The sequence below is a fragment of the Paraburkholderia sp. MM5496-R1 genome (assembly GCF_050436205.1).
In the GTDB taxonomy this organism is placed as follows: domain Bacteria; phylum Pseudomonadota; class Gammaproteobacteria; order Burkholderiales; family Burkholderiaceae; genus Paraburkholderia; species Paraburkholderia tuberum.
In genome coordinates this window covers 2,788,075-2,804,701 of sequence record NZ_JBNDLT010000002.1, presented here as the reverse complement: position 1 = coordinate 2,804,701, position 16,627 = coordinate 2,788,075, and the positions used below count along the sequence as shown (strand labels likewise).

The window sequence follows — 16,627 nt, the reverse complement described above, 5'->3', positions numbered from 1 at the left end:
CGTACGTTGCGCCGGGCGCAAACAATCACCGATTACTTCTGGTGCCCATGGGCAGGATCGAACTGCCGACCTCTCCCTTACCAAGGGAGTGCTCTACCACTGAGCCACATGGGCGCTACCTCTGTGTTGCTGGAGCGGGTGAAGGGAATCGAACCCTCGTCGTAAGCTTGGAAGGCTTCTGCTCTACCATTGAGCTACACCCGCAAGGATCATGGATTCCCAACAACTGCTACATCGTGCATTCTGGTGGAGGAGGTTGGATTCGAACCAACGTAGGCGTAAGCCAACAGATTTACAGTCTGCCCCCTTTAGCCACTCGGGCACCCCTCCGCAGAGAACTGATGATTATGGGGGAACAATGTCTCTTTGTCAAGGGCTGCTTGACCGTTCCGATCCCAACGCTCTCACTTATATAGTGATTGGCTGTTAGCCGTTCGTAAACGCAAAAACCCCACCGCGGCGGGTGGGGTTTCTGACTGGAGGGGAGCCTGACGATTACCTACTTTCACACGGGCAATCCGCACTATCATCGGCGTGGAGTCGTTTCACGGTCCTGTTCGGGATGGGAAGGGGTGGGGCCGACTCGCTATGGTCATCAGGCATGACGGGTTGCTGCGTCGCAGGGCTGGAGTCAACCGGTTGCGCCACAGCCAATCGGGAAGAAGCGTAAAGGATTCGAGTGTGGGGGGTTGTGTTGTTTCTGGCACAACACTGAATCCCAACCGTGCGTTTCTGTGAGCTCCCGCGGGAGGTCACACAAATCCCCTTCGGGGATCGGACCCGCGTAAGTGCTGAAGCACTCACGCGGGTCGAGACACACCTGTTATAGGATCAAGCCTTACGGGCAATTAGTATCAGTTAGCTCAGTACATTACTGTACGTGCACACCTGACCTATCAACGTCCTGGTCTTGAACGACCCTTCAAGGGGCTCGAAGCCCCGGGGATATCTCATCTTAAGGCGAGTTTCCCGCTTAGATGCTTTCAGCGGTTATCTCTTCCGAACATAGCTACCCGGCGATGCCACTGGCGTGACAACCGGTACACCAGAGGTTCGTCCACTCCGGTCCTCTCGTACTAGGAGCAGCCCCCTTCAAATATCCAGCGCCCACGGCAGATAGGGACCAAACTGTCTCACGACGTTTTAAACCCAGCTCACGTACCTCTTTAAATGGCGAACAGCCATACCCTTGGGACCGGCTACAGCCCCAGGATGAGATGAGCCGACATCGAGGTGCCAAACACCGCCGTCGATATGAACTCTTGGGCGGTATCAGCCTGTTATCCCCAGAGTACCTTTTATCCGTTGAGCGATGGCCCTTCCATACAGAACCACCGGATCACTATGACCTGCTTTCGCACCTGTTCGACTTGTCAGTCTCACAGTCAAGCACGCTTATGCCATTGCACTATCAGCACGATTTCCGACCGTACCTAGCGTACCTTCGTACTCCTCCGTTACACTTTGGGAGGAGACCGCCCCAGTCAAACTGCCTACCATGCACTGTCCCCGACCCGGATCACGGGCCAAGGTTAGAACCTCAAACAGATCAGGGTGGTATTTCAAGGACGGCTCCATTGAGACTGGCGTCCCAACTTCATAGCCTCCCACCTATCCTACACAGACCGGTTCAAAGTCCAATGCAAAGCTGCAGTAAAGGTTCATGGGGTCTTTCCGTCTAGCCGCGGGGAGATTGCATCATCACAAACACTTCAACTTCGCTGAGTCTCGGGAGGAGACAGTGTGGCCATCGTTACGCCATTCGTGCAGGTCGGAACTTACCCGACAAGGAATTTCGCTACCTTAGGACCGTTATAGTTACGGCCGCCGTTTACCGGGACTTCAATCAGGAGCTTGCACCCCATCATTTAATCTTCCGGCACCGGGCAGGCGTCACACCCTATACGTCCACTTTCGTGTTTGCAGAGTGCTGTGTTTTTATTAAACAGTCGCAGCCACCAGTTTATTGCAACCCTTTCACCCTTCTGGCGCAGGCCAGTCAGGCTATGAGGGCGTACCTTATCCCGAAGTTACGGTACCAATTTGCCGAGTTCCTTCTCCCGAGTTCTCTCAAGCGCCTTAGAATACTCATCTCGCCCACCTGTGTCGGTTTGCGGTACGGTCACTGTGAAACTGAAGCTTAGAGGCTTTTCCTGGAACCCCTTCCAGTTGCTTCGCCACCGAAGTGGCTCGCCTCGCACCCTTGAATTCTGCGCCCGGATTTGCCAAAGCGCCTTCTCCAATGCAAGGACCGGGACTTCCAACACCCGGACAACCTTCCGCGATCCGTCCCCCCATCGCATTTCACAATGGTGCAGAAATATTAATCTGCTTCCCATCAGCTACGCATTTCTGCCTCGCCTTAGGGGCCGACTCACCCTACGCCGATGAACGTTGCGTAGGAAACCTTGGGCTTACGGCGAGGGGGCCTTTCACCCCCTTTATCGCTACTCATGTCAGCATTCGCACTTCCGATACCTCCAGCACACTTTCCAGTGCACCTTCGCAGGCTTACGGAACGCTCTCCTACCATGCACATTACTGTGCATCCGCAGCTTCGGTATATGGCTTAGCCCCGTTACATCTTCCGCGCAGGACGACTCGATCAGTGAGCTATTACGCTTTCTTTAAAGGGTGGCTGCTTCTAAGCCAACCTCCTGACTGTTTTAGCCTTCCCACTTCGTTTCCCACTTAGCCATATTTGGGGACCTTAGCTGGCGGTCTGGGTTGTTTCCCTCTTGACACCGGACGTTAGCACCCGATGTCTGTCTCCCGTGATTGCACTCTTCGGTATTCGGAGTTTGCTATGGCGTAGTAATCCGCAATGGACCCCACAACCATGACAGTGCTCTACCCCCGAAGGTGATACACGAGGCACTACCTAAATAGTTTTCGGAGAGAACCAGCTATTTCCAGGTTTGTTTAGCCTTTCACCCCTATCCACAGCTCATCCCCTAACTTTTCAACGTTAGTGGGTTCGGTCCTCCAGCACGTGTTACCGTGCCTTCAACCTGGCCATGGATAGATCACCTGGTTTCGGGTCTACACCCAGCGACTGGACGCCCTGTTCGGACTCGCTTTCGCTACGCCTGCCCTAATCGGTTAAGCTCGCCACTGAATGTAAGTCGCTGACCCATTATACAAAAGGTACGCCGTCACCCCTTCGCAGAGGCTCCGACTGTTTGTATGCATGCGGTTTCAGGATCTGTTTCACTCCCCTCCCGGGGTTCTTTTCGCCTTTCCCTCACGGTACTGGTTCACTATCGGTCGATCACGAGTATTTAGCCTTGGAGGATGGTCCCCCCATCTTCAGACAGGATTTCACGTGTCCCGCCCTACTTCTCGTACACCCAGTTCTTCCATGCTGTTTTCGTCTACAGGGCTATCACCTGCTATGGCCGCACTTTCCAGAGCGTTCGACTAACAATACAGATAACGTGTACCGGCTGATCCCATTTCGCTCGCCACTACTCTGGGAATCTCGGTTGATTTCTTTTCCTGCGGTTACTTAGATGTTTCAGTTCACCGCGTTCGCCTCACGTAGCCTATGGATTCAGCTACGGATACTCCATTAGGAGTGGGTTTCCCCATTCGGACATCTCCGGATCAATGCTCGTTTGCCAGCTCCCCGGAGCTTTTCGCAGGCTACCGCGTCCTTCATCGCCTGTGATCGCCAAGGCATCCACCACATGCACTTGTTCGCTTGACCCTATAACGGGTGTGTCTCTGTGTCGACCCACGTTAGCGCTTTAGCGCTTACGTGGGTCCCATCCCCGGAGGGGATAGACGCACTCGCTACAGGTTGAGTATTCGTGTTGCGCCGTATTCCAAAGCGATCTCTCGATCACCTTTAAAATACATCGATACAATCACAACCCTGATTCACCTACTCACACACCCATCTCCAGGTATGCTTTCGTGAATCTCTTTACTACTTCTTCCTGATTGTTAAAGAACGGCAGCCGGTATGAAGCCTGTGCCTCATACCGCTCTGACTGGCTCAATCGCCAATGCGCAACGCTCTGCCTTCATGCAGAACCCTGCGCATTGAGGATTGGTGGAGGATGACGGGATCGAACCGACGACCCCCTGCTTGCAAAGCAGGTGCTCTCCCAGCTGAGCTAATCCCCCAGTCCCACAGATAGTCCAGCGGCCCCAGCCCTTCAGCTCACCAGACAAGACACTGGTGGGTCTGGATGGATTCGAACCATCGACCCCCGCCTTATCAAGACGGTGCTCTAACCGGCTGAGCTACAGACCCCTGAGCCTGTCTGCGTTTCTTCTAACCACAGCCGATAAGCGTGAGCACTTGAGTGCAGGGAATGCACAGCTCTGGAAAGGAGGTGATCCAGCCGCACCTTCCGATACGGCTACCTTGTTACGACTTCACCCCAGTCATGAATCCTACCGTGGTGACCGTCCTCCTTGCGGTTAGACTAGCCACTTCTGGTAAAACCCACTCCCATGGTGTGACGGGCGGTGTGTACAAGACCCGGGAACGTATTCACCGCGGCATGCTGATCCGCGATTACTAGCGATTCCAGCTTCACGCACCCGAGTTGCAGAGTGCGATCCGGACTACGATCGGTTTTCTGGGATTGGCTCCACCTCGCGGCTTGGCAACCCTCTGTTCCGACCATTGTATGACGTGTGAAGCCCTACCCATAAGGGCCATGAGGACTTGACGTCATCCCCACCTTCCTCCGGTTTGTCACCGGCAGTCTCCCTGGAGTGCTCTTGCGTAGCAACTAGGGACAAGGGTTGCGCTCGTTGCGGGACTTAACCCAACATCTCACGACACGAGCTGACGACAGCCATGCAGCACCTGTGTTATGGCTCCCTTTCGGGCACTCCCGCCTCTCGGCAGGATTCCATACATGTCAAGGGTAGGTAAGGTTTTTCGCGTTGCATCGAATTAATCCACATCATCCACCGCTTGTGCGGGTCCCCGTCAATTCCTTTGAGTTTTAATCTTGCGACCGTACTCCCCAGGCGGTCAACTTCACGCGTTAGCTACGTTACCAAGCCAATGAAGGCCCGACAACCAGTTGACATCGTTTAGGGCGTGGACTACCAGGGTATCTAATCCTGTTTGCTCCCCACGCTTTCGTGCATGAGCGTCAGTATTGGCCCAGGGGGCTGCCTTCGCCATCGGTGTTCCTCCACATCTCTACGCATTTCACTGCTACACGTGGAATTCCACCCCCCTCTGCCATACTCCAGCGCTGCAGTCACCAATGCAGTTCCCAGGTTAAGCCCGGGGATTTCACATCGGTCTTACAGCACCGCCTGCGCACGCTTTACGCCCAGTAATTCCGATTAACGCTCGCACCCTACGTATTACCGCGGCTGCTGGCACGTAGTTAGCCGGTGCTTATTCTTCCGGTACCGTCATCCCTCACGGATATTAGCCACAAGGTTTTCTTTCCGGACAAAAGTGCTTTACAACCCGAAGGCCTTCTTCACACACGCGGCATTGCTGGATCAGGCTTGCGCCCATTGTCCAAAATTCCCCACTGCTGCCTCCCGTAGGAGTCTGGGCCGTGTCTCAGTCCCAGTGTGGCTGGTCGTCCTCTCAGACCAGCTACAGATCGTCGGCTTGGTAGGCCTTTACCCCACCAACTACCTAATCTGCCATCGGCCGCCCCTTGAGCGCGAGGTCCCGAAAGATCCCCCGCTTTCCTCTCCCGAGCGTATGCGGTATTAATCCGGCTTTCGCCGGGCTATCCCCCACTCCAGGACACGTTCCGATGTATTACTCACCCGTTCGCCACTCGCCACCAGACCGAAGTCCGTGCTGCCGTTCGACTTGCATGTGTAAGGCATGCCGCCAGCGTTCAATCTGAGCCAGGATCAAACTCTTCAGTTCAAACCTGTTACTGTGTTCGGGCTCTCTCGAACCCGGTCGCTCACTCAACGTACTGACGATGATTGATCCGTCTTTCGACAGACAAACCTTCCTCTAATACTGTGTGAGGCTTCTGATACTTCTGCCTGACAGCAGACTCCGGAGAATCCGCCGCCGCATTCCGCATCAAGCGCCCACACTTATCGACTGTTAGTTTTTAAAGATCGGTCCGCCAAACCCGCCGCGCCTGAACCACCACTACCCGGCACTGCTTCGTTTGCGTCGCTGCGTCTGCAGCAGAGAAACGGGATTATGGAGACTCTTTCGCGTCTCGTCAATACCCGTTTTTGCTTTCGCTTAAAAAAGTTGCCGCTCACTTCCGGGTCGCATCCACCACGACCTCGACAGGAACTGCAGCGGCCATAGCCGCGTAGCCCGCGTCGCTCGGATGGATGTGATCGCCGCTATCGAAAGCGCGCTGCAGACGCTCCGGCTGCGCCCGATCGCGCAACGCCGCGTCGAAGTCGACGACGCCATCGAAAGCCCGACTAGTTCGGATCCACTGATTAACCGCGAGTCGGATGTTTTCCCGCTCCGGTGGCAGCGACGCCGGCGTCAGCGTCGCGCCGAACATCTTGACACCGTTGCGCCGCGCGGCCGCGATCACTCGCTGGTAACCGGCGATCAGATCGGCAGCCGTGACCGACGTATGAGGAAAATCGCAGTCGAGCCCGCCATGAGGCGGCATTGCCGCAAAGTTGATGTCGTTGATGCCAATCAGCAGGATCGCCGCTTTGACGCCTGGACGTCGCAAAACGTCGCGCTCGAAGCGGCTCGCAAGCGCGTCGCCATAGCAAGGCGAGTCGCTCAGGAGCCGGTTGCCGCTGATGCCGAGATTCACGATCGCGGTCGACTGCGTGCCGCTCGCCGCCAGCCGCCGAGCCAGCGCATCCGGCCAGCGACGGTTCTGGTTGAGGGTGGAGCGCATGCCGTCGGTGATCGAGTCGCCGATCGCGGCCACGGCAAGCGACGGTGCCGCCGCCTCCACCGACAAACCCGTGACCCACACATATTGCGTGAAGCGTCCGGGAAACGCCGTGGCGGACGAGTCGGTGGTGTGATTGCCGGGCCCGGACACATAATTCACCTGATTCGACACTCGGTGCCATGCGACGATCCGCTGCTCCGGTCCCACGAACGCACTGATCGCATATGGCGCGCCCTCGACGACATCGATCGCGACCGGATCGCTGTCCACCTCGCCGCCAGGCGGAACGCTGACCGCGCCCTTACCGCCAAACGTCACCCGACTGCCGGCGCCCTCGACTGCTGCCGCGCCACCGGCGGAGCGCGCGATGCGCAGTTCCTCGATGACGAGAGGCGTCTTGCCGTACGCATTACTCAGATGAATTCGCGCCACCCTCCCCGACAACGTCGGATACACGATTTGCCGAACGGTGCGCCCGGCGACTTCCGGCGCGCGATACAGCGGTGGCAACTCGGCCCGCTGTGGAATCGGTTGCAGCGCGGTCGCCCAAACGGCGACCCAATGTTCGGACGCTTCGGCAGCGAACGCACTCGAGGAAACGACAAACGGGGCAAATTGGGCAAGCAGCGCCGCGCCGCATGCGGCAGCCAGGGTGCGAATAGTCATTCGGAGGATCGGTTCGAGGCGAAACGCGCATTGTGCCCGAACGACGCGGCAAGCGCCGGCAATCGCAGGCAGGTCCGCTGACCCCGGCGCCCGGCGGCTGTGCCGGTTCGGTCTCACGCCGTTTGCCGACTCATGATCTTCAGCGCGACCGCTTCGGCGACCTCGATTCCGTCGATTGCCGCGGAGTAGATCCCGCCCGCATACCCCGCACCCTCGCCCGCCGGATACAGCCCGTTGACGTTGACACTCTGGTAGTCGTCGCCGCGACGCACGCGTACCGGCGACGAAGTTCGCGTTTCAACGCCGGTCAGCACCGCATCATGCATCGCGAAACCTGCGATTTTCTTCTCCATCTGTGGCAGCGCTTCGCGAATCGCTTCGATCGCGTAGTCGGGCAGCGCGGTGCTGAGATCGGTTGGCCGCACGCCCGGCTTGTACGACGGAACGACCGAGCCGAGTGAAGTGGACGGCCGCCCCGCGATGAAGTCGCCGACCAACTGCCCTGGAGCCATATAGTTACCGCCACCGAGCTCGAACGCCCGCTCCTCCCACTTGCGCTGGAACGCGATGCCGGCGAGCGGCCCGCCCGGGTAGTCGTCTGGCGTAATGCCGACCACGATGCCCGCGTTCGCGTTGCGCTCCGCGCGCGAGTACTGGCTCATGCCGTTCGTGACGACGCGCCCCAGCTCGGACGTGGCCGCCACCACGGTGCCGCCGGGACACATGCAGAAGCTATAAACCGCTCGCCCGTTGCTGCAGTGGTGCACCACCTTGTAGTCGGCTGCGCCGAGCTGTTTGTGACCGGCAAATTTCCCAAAACGGCTCCGATCAATGATCCCTTGCGGATGCTCGATCCGAAAACCGAGCGAAAACGGCTTCGCCTCGACGTGAACGCCGCGGTCGTACAGCATCTGGAAGGTATCGCGTGCGCTATGGCCGACCGCCAGCACAACGTGGTCGCAGCGCAGCGTCTCGCCGCTCGACAGCTTCAGCCCGCGCACCTGGCCGTTGTCGATGTCGATGTCCTCGACACGCGTTTCGAAGCGCACTTCGCCGCCCAACTCGTGGATGCTCGCGCGCATCTTCTCGACCATGCTGACGAGACGAAACGTGCCGATATGCGGCCGGCTCAGGTACAGGATGTCCTCCGGCGCACCGGCCCGCACGAATTCGTCGAGCACCTTGCGGCCGTAGTGTTTCGGGTCCTTGATCTGGCTGTAGAGCTTGCCGTCCGAAAAGGTGCCCGCGCCGCCTTCGCCGAACTGCACGTTCGACTCGGGATTCAGCACCGATTTGCGCCACAGGCCAAACGTGTCCTTGGTGCGCTCACGTACGGCCTTGCCGCGCTCGAGGATGATCGGCCGGAAGCCCATCTGCGCGAGGATCAGGCCCGCGAACAGTCCGCACGGCCCCATGCCGATGACGACCGGACGCGGCGTGCTCAGTTGGGCGGGCGCTTCGGCGACGAACTTGTAGCTCATGTCGGGCGTCACGCCGCAATGCGGCACGTCGGCGAGCCGTTTCAGCGCGGCCCCTTCATCCTTGACCTCGACATCGACGATGTAGGTGAGCTTGATGTCGGCGCGCTTGCGCGCGTCGTGCGCGCGGCGAAACACGGTGTATCGGATGAGCCCGTCCCGCGCCACGCCGAGTTCCGTGAGGCGCGCACGGATGGCGGCTTCGAGGGCGCTTTCGGGATGATCGAGCGGGAGTTTGATTTCGCTTAGACGTAACATGAGTGCCGGAGATGCAAGTGGGCCGCAAATCGCGGCCAATTCGCAATTTTACCGGTAAGTGTCGGCGCGGGGTGACGGCCGGTCATGAAGCGCCGGCCCTTCGAAACCGGGCAAACCGGCATGCATGCTTCGACGCACTCAATGAGCTATCGGCCCCAACGTCTCTGCACAAAAAATTTATTAACCGACCGGTCGGTTGGTTTATACTACGCCGACACAGACCACTCCTCCAGAGAGAGCGTCCCTCATGTACACCCAATCCCTCGATATCCCCGGCAACGTCGCCCCGCTGGACGCGGACGCGAATTCGCCCGAACAACAGGCTCGCTTCGACGCGGTCATGAGCGCCGACGGCAAGATCGAGCCGCAGGACTGGATGCCCGACGCGTACCGCAAAACGCTGGTGCGGCAGATCTCGCAGCATGCGCACTCGGAGATCGTCGGCATGCTGCCCGAGGGCAACTGGATCACGCGCGCGCCGAGCCTCAAGCGCAAGGCGATCCTGATCGCCAAGGTGCAGGACGAAGCCGGCCACGGCCTCTATCTGTATAGCGCCGCCGAAACGCTCGGTGTCTCGCGCGAGCAGCTGATCGACGCTCTGCACGCGGGCAAGGCCAAGTATTCGAGCATCTTCAACTACCCGACACCCACCTGGGCCGACGTCGGCGTGATCGGCTGGCTCGTCGACGGCGCGGCGATCATGAACCAGATCCCGCTGTGCCGCTGCACGTACGGCCCGTACGCCCGCGCGATGATCCGCATCTGCAAGGAAGAGTCGTTCCATCAGCGCCAGGGCTTCGACGCGCTGCTCGCGATGATGGCCGGCACCGAGGCGCAGCGCGAGCTGGTCCAGCAGGCGGTGAACCGCTGGTGGTGGCCGGTGCTGATGATGTTCGGCCCGAGCGACAAGGATTCGGTCCACAGCAACCAGTCGGCCAGATGGGGCATCAAGCGCATCACCAACGACGACCTGCGCCAGAAATTCGTCGATGCGACCGTCGAGCAGGCGAAGGTGCTCGGCGTCACGCTGCCCGACGCGGACCTCAAATGGAACGAGGCGCGCGGTCACTACGACTACGGCGACATCGACTGGGAAGAGTTCTGGCGCGTCGTCAATGGCGACGGCCCGTGCAACCGCGAGCGCCTCGCGACCCGCGTGAAGGCCCATGAAGACGGCGCCTGGGTACGCGAAGCCGCGCTCGCTCACGCGGAAAAGCAGCGCCAGCGCGCGCAACAGCACGCCGCCTGAGTGGCACCGCACATCAAAGGAATCAGGAGATCAGCAATGAACAAGGAATGGCCGATTTGGGAAGTGTTCGTGCGCAGCAAGCAGGGACTCGACCATAAACACTGCGGCAGTCTGCATGCCGCCGACGCGCCGATGGCGCTGCGCATGGCGCGCGACGTCTACACGCGCCGCCAGGAAGGCGTGAGCATCTGGGTGGTGCCGTCCTCGGCGATCACGGCCTCGGCGCCGCACGAGAAGGCCGAGCTGTTCGAACCGGCGGGCGACAAGATCTATCGCCACCCGACGTTCTACACGCTCCCCGACGAAGTCAACCACATGTAAGCGCGGCCATGACCACTACGTCCACTACGTCCACTACGTCCACTACGCCCGAACATCTCCAGTACGTGCTGCGCCTCGCGGATACCGCGCTGATCCTCGGTCAGCGCAACACCGAGTGGTGCGGCCACGGCCCGATCCTCGAAGAGGACATCGCGCTGTCGAACATGAGCCTCGACCTGATCGGCCAGGCGCGCCTGCTGTACACGCACGCGGCCACGCTCGAAGCGCCGCTCGCCGGCCGTCAGCGCAGCGAAGACGACTACGCGTACTTCCGCGCCGAGCGCGAATTCGCGAACTACACGCTCGCCGAGCTGCCGCATTACGGGCCGCTCGCCAGCACCGCGCAGGCCGGGAAGGATTACGCGGTCACGATCGTGCGCAACTTCCTGTACGCGACGCTGATGATGCATCTGTGGGGTGCGCTGACGGGCTCCACCGACGCGCAGCTCGCCGCGATCGCCGCGAAGTCGATCAAGGAAACGCAGTACCACGTGCATCACGCGAGCGAGTGGCTGATCCGTTTCGGCGACGGCACCGACGAATCGCACCGTCGCGCGCAGGCCGCGCTCGACTATCTGATGCCGTACACGTACGAGTTCTTCAGCGCGGACGCGGTGGAAGACGCGGTCGCCGCGGCCGGCATCGGCCCGCGCACCTCGGCGCTGGAAGCCGCGTGGCTCGACGACGTGCGCGCCACCCTCGACCAGGCCACGCTGACGCTGCCCGCGGCGCTGCGGCACGTGAGCACGGGCAAGCACGGCGAGCATTCGGAGCACATGGGTTTCGTGCTCGCCCAAATGCAGAGCCTCGCGCGCCAGCATCCGGGCGCCAGCTGGTGAGTACGCGATGACGACCTCGACCGCCCCGCAGCCCGCGAACGCCGCCGCTGCCACCACCGATGCCGCGCTCACCCGCGCATGGACCGTGCTCGAAGCGGTACCCGACCCGGAGATCCCGGTGGTGTCGATCCGCGAGCTCGGCATCCTGCGCGACGTGCGACGCGCCGCCGACGGCGCGCTCGAAGTCGCGATCACGCCGACCTACTCGGGCTGCCCGGCGATGTCGCAGATTGCCGAAGACATCGGCCGTGCGCTCGAGGCCGCGCAGCTCACGCCATACCGCGTCGCCACCGTGCTCGCGCCGGCGTGGACCACCGACTGGATCACGGCCGAAGCCCGCGAAAAACTGCGCGTCTACGGCATCGCGCCGCCAACGGGCAACTGCGGTTCAGCCGCGACGTCAGCGCCGCAGGAGAAAGTGCTGCGCTTCGTGCCGCGCGCGCTGCCGGCCCCAGGCTGCCCACGCTGCGGCTCGGCGCACACCGAGCGGCTCGCGCAATTCGGCTCGACCGCCTGCAAGGCCCTGTATCGCTGCCTCGACTGCCGCGAACCCTTCGACTACTTCAAACCGTACTGATATGGCCACCCCGCAATTCCATCCGCTGCGTATCCGCGAAGTGCGCCCCGAAACCGCCGATGCGGTCTCGGTCGCCTTCGAAGTCCCGCCCGAACTGCGCGACCACTATCGCTTCACGCAGGGGCAGTTCGTCACGCTGAAGACGCATATCGACGGTGAGGAAACGCGCCGTTCGTATTCGATCTGCGTGGGCGTCACCGACTACGATCGCGACGGCGAGTTGCGCATCGGCATCAAGCGCGTGCGCGGCGGGCGTTTCTCGAACTTCGCGTTCGACACGCTGCAGCCGGGCCACACGATCGACGTGATGACGCCCGACGGCCGTTTCTTCACGCACCTGAACGCGGAACAGGGGCAGCAGTACCTCGCGTTCTCGGGCGGCTCGGGCATCACGCCGGTGCTCGCGATCATCAAGACGACGCTCGAAGTCGAGCCGCGCAGCACCTTCACGCTCGTCTACGGCAACCGCAGCGTCGACCAGATCATGTTCGCCGAGGAGCTCGAGGATCTGAAGAACCGCTTCATGAACCGCTTCGTGCTGTATCACGTGCTGTCGGACGACCTGCAGGACGTCGAGCTGTTTAACGGCGTGCTCGACCAGGAAAAATGCGCGGCGTTCATCGAGCAGCTGCTGCCGGCCGACGCGATCGACGAAGCGTTCATCTGCGGCCCCGCGCCGATGATGGATGCGGCCGAGGCCGCGCTCAAGGCAGCCGGCGTGCCGCCCGCGAAGGTGCACGTCGAGCGCTTCGGTACGCCGCTGCCGCAGGCGGGCGTGCCGCCCGTCGAGATCACCGCGGACACCCCCGCGGCCGAGCTCGAAATCGTGCTCGACGGCAAGCGCCGCAAGCTGCGCCTGCCGTATCAGGGCACGAGCGTGCTCGACGTCGGGCTGCGCGCCGGTCTCGCGCTGCCGTATGCGTGCAAGGGCGGCGTGTGCTGCACCTGTCGCGCGAAGGTGCTCGAGGGCGAAGTGAAGATGGAAAAGAACTACACGCTCGAAGAACACGAGGTCCGCGACGGGTTCGTGCTGACGTGTCAGTGTCATCCGGTTAGCGACAAGGTCGTCGTCAGTTACGACGAACGTTGAGTCGAGTGCTTTCGTGACCTAGGTACGGACTGCCCTCCCGTGACGTCCGCCACCGCTTTCGGCCGTTTCGCGATCCGCTTAAACTAGGGGCCGCTCATCGATCGGGACATCGGGTTCCAGTCGGCGAGCGGCCTCTTTTTGTTACAGCTGCTGGCGTCACTGCAAGCCCTTGCCCATGAGCACGATTCACCTCACCAACGGCGACGTCGCCGCCGAGTCGCTGCGTACCGCGCTGGACCAGGCGGGCCGCGACGATCGCGTGCAGCCGCTGCGGGACGATCTGGCGGTCGGCCCGTTACGCGGCGTCGACGACGCTCCGCACGTGCGCGCCGACTTCTGGGAACGCGTCAGCGCCGACACGCAACGCGACTTCGTGCGCGAGTTCCGCGAACAGGCCGCGGTGCTCGACGGCCTCGCCAACAGCACCGCGAATCTCGTGGTGTGGCACGCCGAAAGCGCGTCCGATCAACTGATGCTGCGCCGCGTCTGCTACCTGGTGCGCAACAGCCCGCAGCGTTTGAACGAAGTGCGTCTGTCGATCGCCGACCTCACGGATCCGCAAGCGTGGGCGCATACCCGCAAGGATCGCGCGACATCGGTCGGCATGTTTGCGCCGGACGTATTGCAGACACACCTGCCGGACGCCGCGCCGATTTCCGTGCTGCGCATCAGCCGGCTCGCGCTCGAATGGCAGGAGGTCAAACAGGCGAACGGCGAGACGCGGCGCTGGCGTGACAACACCTTCACGAGCGGCAGCGTTGCCGAAATCGACGCGCTGATCCTCGAACGGGCAACCGACGCCTGGCAGCCCGCCGCGCGCGTCGCCGCCTACGTGATGACCGCCGAGTTGTGGTTCCTCGTCAGCGACAGCATCGTGCTGTGGCGCATGCGCGAACTCGCGGCGCTGCGGCGCATCCGCCTGCGCGGCGACGCGAACGAATGGCGCTCGCTCGAACTGCGCGCGGCATCCGCCCCCTGCTCACCCCAATAAGATAAGAACAGACGAATATGGCCCGCACCCGAGCCCCCGACCACGAAACCCAACGCGAGCAGATTCTCGAACTGGCCGCCGCGAAGTTCGCGCAGACCAGCTATCCAAGCACGTCGATGGCCGATCTTGCCGCGGCGAGCGGCACCTCGAAAGCGCGCCTCTATCACTATTACGACAGCAAGGAAGCAATCCTGTTCGATCTGCTCGATCGCTACACGAAGCGCCTGATGCTGATCATCGCCGAGGTGGAAGGATCGAGCCAGCGGCGCGAACTGAGCGAGCGAGAAACCTTCGCGGAGCTGATCCGCGCGTTCCTGTCCGAGTATGAGACGTCGCACAGCCGGCACGTCGCGCTGCTGAACGATGTCAAGTATCTGGTCGATTCGCAGCGCGAGATCATCCTGAACCGTCAGCGCGACGTAGTCGCCGCCTTCGCGCGGCAGCTCGTGCGCGCCTATCCCGAACGCGCGACTCGCGACAACCAGACCGCGCTGACGATGATGGTGTTCGGCATGATCAACTGGACCTTCACGTGGCTCAAGCCGGACGGCCGGATGGGCTATCGCGAGTTCGCCGAGCAGGTGGTCGGCATGGTCGAGCATGGTCTCGGCAGCGCGCCGGCCAGGTAGACGATGGTCTGAACAGATCGCAACCCGCACACCGGATGTTGCAAAGCAACAACATGCAGACCACATAAATCGGCGCAGGGAATCCATGCGGCATCGTGTCACGAACGTGCGATCACTTTTAACTTCTGTTTAAAATCAAATAATTAAATTTAGGGTTCCAGCGCTCCAGGTATTCACCTCGACTTTTGATACGGGTTTTCCCTAGTGAATGGCTTAGGTTTCCGCTAAAATCGGTTTTGCGGTGCACAACGCCGCCTGATTAAAAGGAGAACCCGACCATGAACATGCTGACCCATCGCAACACCGAGCCGATCGCGCCGAACGATCGCGCGTCGCTGCCTGCTGAACGCGCGCACGTTCTGGTCCGTGAACTCACCGCCGCCGATCGCGAACGCCTGCTTGCTCACTTCCTCGCACTCGACGAAGAAGACCGTCTGCTGCGCTTCGGCCAGGTCGTGCCGAACCATGTGATCGAAAACTACGTGCGCGCGATCGACTTTACGCGCGACACCGTATTCGGCGTGTTCAACAGCAAGCTGGAACTGAGCGGCGTCGGCCATCTGGCCTACCTGCCGGCCGAAGGCAACAAGCGCACCGCCGAATTCGGCGTCTCCGTGCTCGAAAGCGCACGCGGCATCGGTATCGGCTCGAGGCTATTCGAGCGCGCCGCGATCCGCAGCCGCAACACGCATGTGACGACGCTGTACATCCACTGCCTGGCGCGCAATTCGACCATGATGCACATCGCCAGGAAGGCCGGCATGAAGATCGAGTACGCGTACGGCGAGGCCGACGCCTATCTGACGCTGTCGCCGGCCGATCAGTCGAGCATCCTCGCGGAAATGCTGCAGGAGCAGGCCGCCGTGTTCGATTACGCGCTCAAGCGCCACGCCCGCCAGGCATCGCGACTGTTCGAGTCGTTCATGCCGGTGGCTGTCGCTGCCTGAATAATCGCTACGGGGAAATGAGATTGGGGCGGCCGCAAGGTCGCCCTTTTTCTATCTGTACCCGATCAACGCCACGCGTAGGACCGTGCGCGGAAGCCTACAAAATGGGCAGCGCTGTCGTTTCCTTGATCTTTTCTAGCGAAAAGCTCGATTTCACATCGATCACCGATGGATGCCGCAGCAATTGATCCTGCACGAAGCGCGAAAAGTGCGCCATGTCCTCCACCTGGACGCGCAGCAGGTAATCCATCTCACCCGTCATCGCGTGACATGCGACAACTTCGGGCCACGTCTGCACGGCCGCGCCGAACAGATCGGCGTGCGTGGCCTCGCCATGCGGACTGAACGCGCGACCGCCACCCTTCTCCAGCCGCACGCTGACATACGCGAGCAGGTCAAGCCCGAGACGTTGGGCGTCGAGCAGCGCGACATAGCCGCGAATCACGCCGCTTTCCTCGAGTCGGCGAATCCGCCGCAGGCACGGACTCGGCGACAGATTGATCCGTTCCGCTATCTCCTGATTCGACAGCCGGCCATTCTCCTGAAGGATCGCCAGAATGCGTCGATCGATCGCGTCTATCTCGTTACTAGCCATGTTCTGCCGCGTATCCGTTGAATAAAGCCATAAACTGGCTCAAGCGTAGCGACGCGCGATTAAGTTCGCAAGTATTTGCCTTCATCGCGGCTCTACACTTGCCCCATCCGGTCGCGCTCAGCCGACCGTCCCGCGCGCTCACCGCCAGCGC

The 16,627-nt window shown here is 61.0% G+C and carries 11 protein-coding genes, 5 tRNA genes and 3 rRNA genes; 8 read left to right on the top strand and 11 right to left on the bottom strand.

Features of this window, described 5'->3' with window-relative positions; all coding sequences use genetic code 11:
• Positions 1-39: 39 nt before the first annotated feature.
• The 10 genes from OKW38_RS19890 to OKW38_RS19845 form a co-directional block, all read right to left on the bottom strand.
• A tRNA-Thr gene (locus OKW38_RS19890) sits at positions 40-114 on the bottom strand.
• Between the two features lie 16 nt (positions 115-130).
• Positions 131-204, bottom strand: a tRNA-Gly gene (locus tag OKW38_RS19885).
• A 40-nt stretch (positions 205-244) separates the two neighbouring features.
• A tRNA-Tyr gene (locus OKW38_RS19880) sits at positions 245-330 on the bottom strand.
• A gap of 156 nt (positions 331-486) precedes the next feature.
• Positions 487-600, bottom strand: a 5S ribosomal RNA gene (gene rrf, locus OKW38_RS19875).
• Positions 601-827: 227 nt separating this feature from the next.
• Positions 828-3,709: ribosomal RNA gene (locus OKW38_RS19870) — 23S ribosomal RNA — on the bottom strand.
• Between the two features lie 346 nt (positions 3,710-4,055).
• A tRNA-Ala gene (locus tag OKW38_RS19865) sits at positions 4,056-4,131 on the bottom strand.
• Positions 4,132-4,184: 53 nt separating this feature from the next.
• A tRNA-Ile gene (locus tag OKW38_RS19860) sits at positions 4,185-4,261 on the bottom strand.
• 75 nt (positions 4,262-4,336) lie between these two features.
• Positions 4,337-5,869: ribosomal RNA gene (locus OKW38_RS19855) — 16S ribosomal RNA — on the bottom strand.
• The 16S, 23S and 5S rRNA genes sit together here with 5 tRNA genes alongside, the layout of an rRNA operon.
• A 352-nt stretch (positions 5,870-6,221) precedes the next feature.
• A complete protein-coding gene (locus OKW38_RS19850) occupies positions 6,222-7,502 on the bottom strand; it encodes an SGNH/GDSL hydrolase family protein (protein WP_429362803.1) in 1,281 nt (426 codons plus the stop codon).
• 113 nt (positions 7,503-7,615) lie between these two features.
• Positions 7,616-9,238: an NAD(P)/FAD-dependent oxidoreductase gene (locus tag OKW38_RS19845; protein WP_429362802.1), complete on the bottom strand. Its 1,623-nt coding sequence runs from the start codon at positions 9,236-9,238 to the stop codon at positions 7,616-7,618.
• Between the two features lie 247 nt (positions 9,239-9,485).
• Here OKW38_RS19845 and paaA point away from each other — a divergent pair, with 247 nt between their 5' ends.
• From paaA to OKW38_RS19805, 8 genes are all read left to right on the top strand, one after another.
• On the top strand, positions 9,486-10,487 hold the full coding sequence (paaA, locus tag OKW38_RS19840; protein WP_184056337.1) for a 1,2-phenylacetyl-CoA epoxidase subunit PaaA: 1,002 nt from the start codon (positions 9,486-9,488) through the stop codon (positions 10,485-10,487).
• 36 nt (positions 10,488-10,523) lie between these two features.
• Complete coding sequence (gene paaB, locus OKW38_RS19835; RefSeq protein ID WP_018418671.1) at positions 10,524-10,808, top strand: 1,2-phenylacetyl-CoA epoxidase subunit PaaB; 285 nt, start codon at positions 10,524-10,526, stop codon at positions 10,806-10,808.
• 8 nt (positions 10,809-10,816) lie between these two features.
• Positions 10,817-11,647 (top strand): 1,2-phenylacetyl-CoA epoxidase subunit PaaC, encoded by an 831-nt coding sequence (paaC, locus tag OKW38_RS19830; RefSeq protein WP_429362801.1) that lies wholly within the window; start codon positions 10,817-10,819, stop codon positions 11,645-11,647.
• A gap of 7 nt (positions 11,648-11,654) precedes the next feature.
• On the top strand, positions 11,655-12,224 hold the full coding sequence (gene paaD / locus OKW38_RS19825; protein ID WP_429335419.1) for a 1,2-phenylacetyl-CoA epoxidase subunit PaaD: 570 nt from the start codon (positions 11,655-11,657) through the stop codon (positions 12,222-12,224).
• A gap of 1 nt (position 12,225) precedes the next feature.
• Positions 12,226-13,314, top strand: coding sequence for a 1,2-phenylacetyl-CoA epoxidase subunit PaaE (gene paaE / locus OKW38_RS19820; RefSeq protein ID WP_184034674.1), 1,089 nt, complete (start codon positions 12,226-12,228; stop codon positions 13,312-13,314).
• 175 nt (positions 13,315-13,489) lie between these two features.
• The gene (locus OKW38_RS19815; protein ID WP_090802187.1) at positions 13,490-14,305 is read left to right on the top strand and encodes a DUF1835 domain-containing protein; all 816 of its coding nucleotides are present in this window, start codon (positions 13,490-13,492) and stop codon (positions 14,303-14,305) included.
• Positions 14,306-14,322: 17 nt separating this feature from the next.
• Entirely contained in the window at positions 14,323-14,934 is a 612-nt protein-coding gene (locus OKW38_RS19810; RefSeq protein WP_429335420.1) for a TetR/AcrR family transcriptional regulator, read from the top strand.
• Positions 14,935-15,212: 278 nt separating this feature from the next.
• Positions 15,213-15,881: a GNAT family N-acetyltransferase gene (locus tag OKW38_RS19805; RefSeq protein ID WP_090802188.1), complete on the top strand. Its 669-nt coding sequence runs from the start codon at positions 15,213-15,215 to the stop codon at positions 15,879-15,881.
• Positions 15,882-15,978: 97 nt separating this feature from the next.
• Here OKW38_RS19805 and OKW38_RS19800 read toward each other — a convergent pair whose 3' ends face one another.
• Positions 15,979-16,476, bottom strand: a complete 498-nt coding sequence (locus OKW38_RS19800; protein ID WP_090802190.1) for an Lrp/AsnC family transcriptional regulator — start codon at positions 16,474-16,476, stop codon at positions 15,979-15,981.
• Positions 16,477-16,627 lie beyond the last annotated feature (151 nt).

Bases quoted from the DNA above. Each gene is read 5' to 3' on its own strand.
- OKW38_RS19850 (WP_429362803.1), bottom strand. From the start codon at position 7,502: ATGACTATTCGCACCCTGGCTGCCGCATGCGGCGCGGCGCTGCTTGCC.
- OKW38_RS19845 (WP_429362802.1), bottom strand. From the start codon at position 9,238: ATGTTACGTCTAAGCGAAATCAAACTCCCGCTCGATCATCCCGAAAGC.
- paaA (WP_184056337.1), top strand. From the start codon at position 9,486: ATGTACACCCAATCCCTCGATATCCCCGGCAACGTCGCCCCGCTGGAC.
- paaB (WP_018418671.1), top strand. From the start codon at position 10,524: ATGAACAAGGAATGGCCGATTTGGGAAGTGTTCGTGCGCAGCAAGCAG.
- paaC (WP_429362801.1), top strand. From the start codon at position 10,817: ATGACCACTACGTCCACTACGTCCACTACGTCCACTACGCCCGAACAT.
- paaD (WP_429335419.1), top strand. From the start codon at position 11,655: ATGACGACCTCGACCGCCCCGCAGCCCGCGAACGCCGCCGCTGCCACC.
- paaE (WP_184034674.1), top strand. From the start codon at position 12,226: ATGGCCACCCCGCAATTCCATCCGCTGCGTATCCGCGAAGTGCGCCCC.
- OKW38_RS19815 (WP_090802187.1), top strand. From the start codon at position 13,490: ATGAGCACGATTCACCTCACCAACGGCGACGTCGCCGCCGAGTCGCTG.
- OKW38_RS19810 (WP_429335420.1), top strand. From the start codon at position 14,323: ATGGCCCGCACCCGAGCCCCCGACCACGAAACCCAACGCGAGCAGATT.
- OKW38_RS19805 (WP_090802188.1), top strand. From the start codon at position 15,213: ATGAACATGCTGACCCATCGCAACACCGAGCCGATCGCGCCGAACGAT.
- OKW38_RS19800 (WP_090802190.1), bottom strand. From the start codon at position 16,476: ATGGCTAGTAACGAGATAGACGCGATCGATCGACGCATTCTGGCGATC.